This window comes from Salinivibrio socompensis S35 (assembly GCF_000513715.1).
Lineage (GTDB): Bacteria > Pseudomonadota > Gammaproteobacteria > Enterobacterales > Vibrionaceae > Salinivibrio > Salinivibrio socompensis.
Window position 1 is genome coordinate 1 of sequence record NZ_AQOD01000133.1, and the last position, 8,089, is coordinate 8,089.

General features: G+C 48.4%; 6 protein-coding genes and 2 pseudogenes. All 8 read right to left on the minus strand.

Going from position 1 to position 8,089, the window contains the following annotated elements; genetic code table 11:
• Positions 1-28: 28 nt before the first annotated feature.
• A pseudogene (gene rpoB / locus DZ54_RS21945) lies at positions 29-4,053 on the minus strand (DNA-directed RNA polymerase subunit beta).
• A 229-nt stretch (positions 4,054-4,282) separates the two neighbouring features.
• Complete coding sequence (gene rplL / locus DZ54_RS0113985; RefSeq protein WP_025674737.1) at positions 4,283-4,651, minus strand: 50S ribosomal protein L7/L12; 369 nt, start codon at positions 4,649-4,651, stop codon at positions 4,283-4,285.
• Between the two features lie 57 nt (positions 4,652-4,708).
• Entirely contained in the window at positions 4,709-5,197 is a 489-nt protein-coding gene (gene rplJ / locus DZ54_RS0113990; protein WP_025674739.1) for a 50S ribosomal protein L10, read from the minus strand.
• A 227-nt stretch (positions 5,198-5,424) separates the two neighbouring features.
• Positions 5,425-6,128, minus strand: a pseudogene (rplA, locus tag DZ54_RS0113995) (50S ribosomal protein L1).
• Between the two features lie 4 nt (positions 6,129-6,132).
• Entirely contained in the window at positions 6,133-6,561 is a 429-nt protein-coding gene (gene rplK / locus DZ54_RS0114000) for a 50S ribosomal protein L11 (RefSeq protein ID WP_025674743.1), read from the minus strand.
• A 122-nt stretch (positions 6,562-6,683) separates the two neighbouring features.
• A complete protein-coding gene (nusG, locus tag DZ54_RS0114005) occupies positions 6,684-7,229 on the minus strand; it encodes a transcription termination/antitermination protein NusG (RefSeq protein ID WP_025674745.1) in 546 nt (181 codons plus the stop codon).
• 11 nt (positions 7,230-7,240) lie between these two features.
• Positions 7,241-7,612, minus strand: coding sequence for a preprotein translocase subunit SecE (gene secE, locus DZ54_RS0114010; RefSeq protein WP_025674747.1), 372 nt, complete (start codon positions 7,610-7,612; stop codon positions 7,241-7,243).
• 223 nt (positions 7,613-7,835) lie between these two features.
• Positions 7,836-8,089 (minus strand): EF-Tu C-terminal domain-related protein (locus DZ54_RS21950; RefSeq protein WP_037354621.1); only part of this gene is annotated, 254 nt, incomplete at its 5' end.

Sequence of the window (8,089 nt, forward strand, 5' to 3'; positions counted from 1 at the left end):
GTAGCTTCGTCAGCCGTCTTCTCGAGGCTTACTCGTCTTCCAGCTCGATGTTGATACCCAACGAGCGGATTTCTTTCAGCAATACGTTGAAAGATTCCGGCATGCCCGGCTCCATACGATGATCGCCATCTACGATATTTTTGTACATCTTAGTACGACCATTAACGTCATCCGACTTCACGGTGAGCATTTCTTGCAGGGTATAGGCAGCACCGTATGCTTCCAGTGCCCATACTTCCATTTCACCGAATCGCTGACCACCGAACTGTGCTTTACCACCTAGCGGTTGCTGCGTCACCAAACTATATGAGCCAGTTGAACGAGCATGCATCTTGTCATCAACCAAGTGGTTCAGTTTCAGCATATACATATAACCGACGGTTACCGGACGCTCAAACTTCTCACCAGTGCGGCCATCGTACAAGTCAAGCTGACCAGATTCTGGCAGATCACCAAGTGTGAGCAATTCTTTAATCGCTGGCTCAGGTGCACCATCAAAAACAGGTGATGCTATCGGAAGACCATCTCTCAGGTTATTAACTAAAGTATGTACTTCGTTGTCAGTCAGCTGACTGATGTCAACATTCTGACGGGTATCGCCCAGACTATAGACCTTCTGCAAAAATTCGCGGAATTTCGCGAGCTCTTGCTGCTCTTTAAGCATGCGGTTGAGCTTGTCACCGATCCCTTTTGCCGCTAGACCAAGGTGTATCTCTAGTACCTGACCGATATTCATCCGTGACGGTACACCTAACGGGTTGAGGATAATATCTACCGGTTGACCCAACTCATCGTATGGCATGTCTTCGATAGGGTTAATCTTGGAGATCACACCTTTGTTACCGTGACGACCCGCCATTTTATCACCAGGCTGAATACGACGTTTTACCGCAAGGTACACTTTAACGATCTTCAATACACCCGGAGCAAGGTCATCACCTTGGGTGATCTTGCGACGTTTGGTATCAAATTTCTTATCAAAGTCCGCTTTGATTTCGTCGTACTGCTCGGCAAGCTGCTCTAGCTGCGTTTGTTGAGTCTCATCATCAAGTGTTTGCGCCAGCATGGTCTGACGATTCATGCTGTCCAATTGACTCTCGGTATAACCGGCTTGAGAAAGCAGTGTGCGGACACGCGCCAATAGACCACCTTCAAGGATAGAGAACTCCTCGGTCAGGTCTTTTTTGGCTTCTTTGAGCTGCATTTCTTCGATTTCAAGTGCACGCTTGTCTTTTTCAACGCCATCGCGAGTAAACACTTGTACATCGATAACCGTCCCTGATACCCCATTAGGGACACGCAGTGATGAATCTTTTACGTCAGAGGCTTTCTCGCCAAAGATAGCTCGTAGTAGCTTTTCCTCTGGTGTCAGTTGCGTTTCGCCTTTTGGCGTCACTTTACCGACCATGATATCGCCGCCTTTCACTTCGGCTCCGATATACACAACCCCAGATTCATCTAACTTCGACAAAGCAGACTCACCCACGTTGGGAATATCTGCAGTGATGTCTTCGCTACCTAACTTGGTATCACGCGCCACACAAGAGAGCTCTTGAATGTGGATAGTCGTTAAACGGTCTTCCTGGGCAACACGCTCAGAAATAAGGATGGAATCCTCAAAGTTATAACCATCCCACGGCATAAAGGCCACACGCATGTTCTGGCCCAGCGCCAGCTCACCCAAATCGGTTGAGGTCCATCAGCCAATACGTCACCTTTCGCGACTTCATGGCCCGGCATTACCGTTGGACGTTGGTTAATACAGGTGTTCTGGTTTGAACGTGTGTATTTGACCAAGCTGTAGATGTCGATACCCGCTTCGCCTGGTACCAGCTCTTCCTCATTAACTTTCACGACGATACGTGAAGCGTCAACCGACTGAATAGTACCACCCCGTTTAGCAACCGCAGTCACACCCGAGTCAACCGCCACGTTACGCTCGATACCCGTACCAACAAGCGGCTTTTGCGCGCGCAGTGTCGGTACCGCCTGACGTTGCATGTTCGCGCCCATCAAGGCACGGTTAGCATCATCATGCTCGAGGAACGGGATCAATGAGGCTGCCACCGAAACGACCTGGTTAGTCGCCACGTCCATGTACTGGACATGGTCACGTGGGTGCAAGCCTGACTCACCGGTTTCACGCGCGGTGATTAGTTCATCAGTGAAAGAACCATCTTCGTTCAACGCGGCATTCGCCTGCGCAATCACGTAGTGGCCTTCTTCAATCGCTGACAAGTAATCGATTTGATCAGTGACTTTACCGTCAACCACTTTACGGTAAGGCGTTTCTAGAAAGCCGTAGCCATTGCAGCGCGCAAATGCAGACAGTGAGTTAATCAGACCAATGTTCGGCCCTTCCGGTGTTTCAATCGGACATAGGCGACCGTAGTGCGTAGCGTGAACGTCACGGACTTCGAAACCGGCACGCTCACGCGTCAGACCGCCTGGACCCAATGCAGAAATACGACGTTTGTGCGTCACTTCTGACAACGGATTGTTTTGGTCCATAAACTGTGACAGCTGTGAAGAGCCGAAGAACTCTTTTACTGCCGCAGAAATAGGCTTGGCGTTAATTAAGTCTTGTGGCATCACATTGTCGAGATCGCCCAAGCTCAAACGCTCTTTGACTGCACGCTCTACACGTACCAAGCCCACGCGGAATTGGTTTTCTGCCATTTCGCCCACAGAGCGAATACGGCGGTTACCCAAGTGATCAATGTCATCGACTTCACCAATACCATTACGGATATGGATCAGTTTACGCATCACCTCGATAATGTCTTCTTTGCTCAGAACGCCTGCGCCAGTCAGATCATCACGACCCAGAGAGCTGTTAAACTTCATACGACCCACAGATGATAAGTCGTAGCGATCGTCTGAGAAGAACAGACTTTCAAACAGTTGCTCTGCCGCGTCGCGCGTTGGTGGCTCACCAGGACGCATCATGCGGTAAATTTCCACTAAGGCCGTCAAGCGATCCGTCGTATTGTCGACACGCAAAGTATCTGACATGTACGGGCCGTGATCCAGGTCGTTAGTGAACAGAGTTTCGATACGTTTGTGACCTGCTTGCGACAACTGCGCCAGTGTCTCCAGACTTAACTCTTGGTTAGCCGAGACAATCACTTCGCCAGTTTCCTGGTTGATATATTCACGTGCAGATATTTTGCCCGCAATATACTCCACCGGCACTTCGATGTGATCAACGTTATCTTTCGTCAACTGACGGATATGACGCGCGGTAATTCGACGACCTTGCTCAACGTAAACATTACCATTGGCTTCGATGTCAAAATTTGCCGTTTCGCCACGTAGACGATCAGGTACCAACTCCATCACAAGAGATTTGCCCTTAACTTCGAAAACCACTTTTTCGAAGAACAGAGCCAAGATCTCTTCAGTTGTGTACTCCAGCGCACGCAGAATAATGGAAGCTGGCAGCTTACGACGACGATCGATACGAACGTATACGATATCCTTAGGATCAAATTCGAAATCCAACCATGAACCACGGTATGGGATCACGCGTGCATTATATAGCACTTTTCCTGAGGAATGGGTTTTACCCTTATCGCTGTCGAAAAAGACGCCCGGACTACGGTGCAACTGGGATACGATAACCCTCTCAGTACCATTGATGACAAAGGTACCATTTTCAGTCATGAGCGGAATTTCGCCCATATAGACTTCTTGTTCTTTGATGTCTTTTACGGTACCAGCCGGAGCATCCTTATCAAACATCACCATGCGCAGTTTCACGCGCAGTGGGGCCGAATAGGTTACGCCACGAATTTGGCATTCTTTGACATCGAAAACTGGCTCACCGAGACGATAGCTAACGTATTGCAGCTCGGAATTGCCGTTGTAGCTCTGAATTGGAAAAACAGAGCGAAAGGCAGCTTCAAGACCGTATTGCCCTTCTGGATCCTGCTCGATAAAGTTCTTAAAAGATTCAAGCTGGATCGACAGCAAGTATGGCACGTCCAGAACTTGAGGACGCTTACCAAAATCCTTACGGATACGCTTTTTCTCGGTATAAGAGTAAACCATAGGGTTCCTCAGCTCGCTGATAAGTGACCCAAACTGTCCGATACAAAGGACAGTGACTAAACAACCACCGTTTAGTGTAGGAAAATCAAAGCACTTGCTTTGATCTTTTTTGCATGGTCAGCAGTGATAAAACGGGGTGGAAATTTCACTACTGCCCTACAGCGCAAAAAGGCCGGTGGCTTTTTAGCCACCAGCCAATGCCCTTTCAGGCTAAGAAATTAAGTATAAATTACTTAACTTCAACAGAAGCACCAGCTTCTTCTAGCTGCGCTTTCAGTGCGTCAGCTTCTTCTTTCTCAACACCTTCTTTCAGAGGTGCAGGCGCGCCGTCAACAAGCGCTTTCGCTTCTTTCAGGCCTAGACCGGTTGCGCCACGTACCGCTTTGATAACTGATACTTTGTTCGCACCAGCTTCAGTTAGGATAACGTCAAATTCGGTTTGCTCTTCAGCCGCTGCGCCTTCAGCCGCACCGCCAGCAACAACAGCTGCTGCTGCTGATACGCCGAATTTTTCTTCCATAGCTTCGATAAGCTCAACAACTTGCATTACAGACATATCTGCAACTGCGTCTAGGATTTGCTCGTTAGTGATAGACATAACAATTCTCTTTAAAGTCAACAATAAAAGGGTTAGGCAACCAAATTAAATGGGCAATTAAGCCGCTTCTTTTTGGTCGCGAACAGCGGCGATAGTACGAACCAGCTTGCCGGCAGACGCTTCTTTCAAGCCCATCATTAGGCGTGCAATTGCTTCGTCGTACGTTGGCAGTGTCGCCAATACCTCTGGGTCAGTGATCACGCCTTCGAATGCAGCTGATTTAACCTCAAACTCGTTGTTTTCTTTTGCGAAGTCTTTAAAAAGACGCGCAGCAGCACCTGGGTGCTCGTTAGAAAACGCAATCAGAGTTGGGCCAACAAAAGTGTCTTTCAGACACTCGTAGTCTGTGCCTTCAACTGCACGGCGAGCCAGTGTATTACGAACAACTTTCATGAAAACGCCCGCTTCACGCGCTTGTTTACGTAGAGAAGTCATCGCATCCACGGTTACACCGCGAGAATCAGCAACTACTGCAGACAGGGCACCACTGGCAGCTTCGTTGACTTCAGCAACAATTGCTTTTTTGTCTTGAAGGTTTAAAGCCATTTGGATTTGCTCCTGGATTATTTAACACCACTCCCCACATAGCGTAGAGAGAGCTTTTACGGTGCAGATCCAAGAAAGACGAAAATCTATCATGTTCTGGCACCGTCTACGTAGGAAATATTAAGTCCGCTATGAACGCCTACGGTCTTGGACGAAGTTTGCCGAAGCAAACTCAGCCATAAAATTACCAAGCAGGAGAGTATAAACTACTCACTCGCTTGTCGCAATCAGTTAACGCTCGCTTCCAAAGAGTTCTGGTCTAATGAAACACCAGCACCCATTGTGGTCGACAGGCTAACTTTCTTGATGAAAGTGCCTTTCGCTGAAGTTGCTTCGCCTTCTTCAATGCAACCAACAGCGCTTCAAGGTTCTCTTTCAGGCTGTCAGCGTCAAAGTCTACTTTACCGATAGTAGTATGAACGATGCCGTTCTTGTCGTTACGATAACGAACCTGACCTGCTTTAGCGTTCTTAACCGCTTCAGCAACGTTAGGGGTTACTGTACCTACTTTCGGGTTTGGCATTAGGCCACGTGGACCTAGGATCGTACCTAGCTGACCCACAACGCGCATCGCGTCTGGTGAAGCAACGACAACGTCAAAGTTCATTTCGCCTTTCTTCACTTGCTCAGCAAGATCTTCCATACCCACGATATCTGCACCCGCTTCTTTCGCAGCGTCTGCATTGGCACCTTGGGTGAACACTGCAACACGGATATCACGGCCAGTACCGTTTGGCAGCACAGTGGCGCCTCGAACGTTTTGGTCTGATTTACGTGCATCGATGCCAAGGTTGACAGAAACATCAACACTTTCAACGAACTTTGCAGTTGCCAGTTCCTTCAGTAGAGCAACAGCTTCGTTGATGTCGTACTCTTTGGTCACATCAACTTTCTCGCGGATTACGCGCATGCGCTTAGTCATTTTAGCCATTGTCTTAACCCTCTACGTTCAGGCCCATTGAACGGGCAGTACCCGCAATGGAGCGTTTCATCGCTTCGACGTCCGCACCCGTCATATCTGCCGCTTTGGTTTCTGCGATCTCTTGGATCTGAGCGTCAGTAACAGTACCCACTTTTTCAGTGTTCGGACGACCTGAACCAGACTTCACACCTGCTGCTTTCTTAAGCAGAATTGCCGCTGGCGGTGTCTTGGTGACGAAGGTGAAAGAACGGTCACTGTATACAGTGATAACAACAGGAGTAGGTAGACCTTTCTCGATAGATTCAGTCTTCGCGTTAAACGCTTTACAGAACTCCATGATGTTCACACCATGTTGACCTAGAGCAGGACCAACTGGTGGCGATGGATTAGCTGCACCCGCTGCAACTTGCAGCTTGATGTAAGCTTGTACTTTCTTAGCCATTATTCAATTACCTTATTTTGGGTACTAACGTTTATCTTTCGATAAACTTCCCGTTTAACAAAAGGGCGCGAAATTATAGTCAAATTTCGCGCCCTTGCCAACCGTTAGCGGTGCTTTTTTGATCAGCTTTTTTCAACCTGACCAAACTCTAGTTCAACGGGGGTTGCCCGACCGAAAATAGATACCGAGACTTTAATCCGGTTTTTGTCGTAGTCGACTTGTTCAACTACGCCATTAAAGTCTGCAAATGGCCCTTCGGTAACACGCACCACTTCGCCCGCTTCAAACACAGTTTTATGAACTGGAGACTCACTCGCTTTTTCAAGACGATTGAGGATAGAGTCCGCTTCTTTATCAGAAATCGGAGCTGGGCGATCAGAGGTACCGCCGATGAAACCCATTACACGTGGTACGCCGCGTACCAAGTGCCAAGATTCATCGTTCATCACCATTTGGACGAGCACATAACCTGGGAAGAATTTACGTTCACTTTTACGACGTTGACCTTGGCGCATTTCAACCACTTCTTCGGTTGGCACCAAGACTTCACCAAAGTGATTTTCCATTTCGTGCATCTTGATATGTTCGCGCAATGATTGCGCTACACGACTTTCAAAACCAGAGAAAGCCTGCACTACATACCAACGTTTTTTGGGAGCTTCGCTCATGTACTTTTACCTCACACGCCAGTGATTAGGCGGACTAGACGGACCATGATTCCGTCAACGCCCCACAATATGAGCGCCATAACAACAGTAACAGCCAGAACGATGAGAGAGGTTTGCAAAGTCTCTTGACGCGTAGGCCAGATCACTTTACGCACTTCCATACGCGATTCGCGTGCAAACGTGATCGCAGCTTTTCCTTTCATCGTGAGTGCGGCCACACCGCCAGCAGCGGCAACCAATACCACTACAGCAGCAGCTCGCACTACCACAGACACATCACTGTACAGGCTATTCCCTATCACGGCTGCGGCCAATAGGACAAAAACAACACCCCACTTGAGGATGTCCATCGAACCGGATTGGGTCTCAGCGTTCGCTTTCATACATTCTACCTGTAACAAGTCTACATAGACGGCAGTGCCTTTGAACCGAATACACTAGGTATTGGCAAGGCACGTGGTGAGCATATCCGCTCGATAGAGAGCGATAAGATCACTAAACTCTGCGTTTGCTAACCACTGCTGGCGAAAAAGACGCCAATATGAGTGTCAAACGCAGAAAAAGGGCATCAAATGATGCCCTTTTTACTAGTGTTTCGTCAAATCATTATTCAATGATGTTGGCAACAACACCAGCGCCTACAGTACGGCCACCTTCACGGATAGCAAAACGTAGACCTTCATCCATCGCGATTGGTGCGATCAGGGTAACAACCATTTTGATGTTGTCACCAGGCATTACCATTTCAACGCCTTCTGGCAGCTCGATCGTACCGGTTACGTCAGTGGTACGGAAGTAGAACTGTGGACGATAGCCTTTGAAGAACGGCGTATGACGGCCACCTTCATCTTTGCCCAGCA

Coding starts and splice junctions, on each gene's coding strand:
- rplL (WP_025674737.1), bottom strand. CDS start 4,651: ATGTCTATCACTAACGAGCAAATCCTAGACGCAGTTGCAGATATGTCT.
- rplJ (WP_025674739.1), bottom strand. CDS start 5,197: ATGGCTTTAAACCTTCAAGACAAAAAAGCAATTGTTGCTGAAGTCAAC.
- rplK (WP_025674743.1), bottom strand. CDS start 6,561: ATGGCTAAGAAAGTACAAGCTTACATCAAGCTGCAAGTTGCAGCGGGT.
- nusG (WP_025674745.1), bottom strand. CDS start 7,229: ATGAGCGAAGCTCCCAAAAAACGTTGGTATGTAGTGCAGGCTTTCTCT.
- secE (WP_025674747.1), bottom strand. CDS start 7,612: ATGAAAGCGAACGCTGAGACCCAATCCGGTTCGATGGACATCCTCAAG.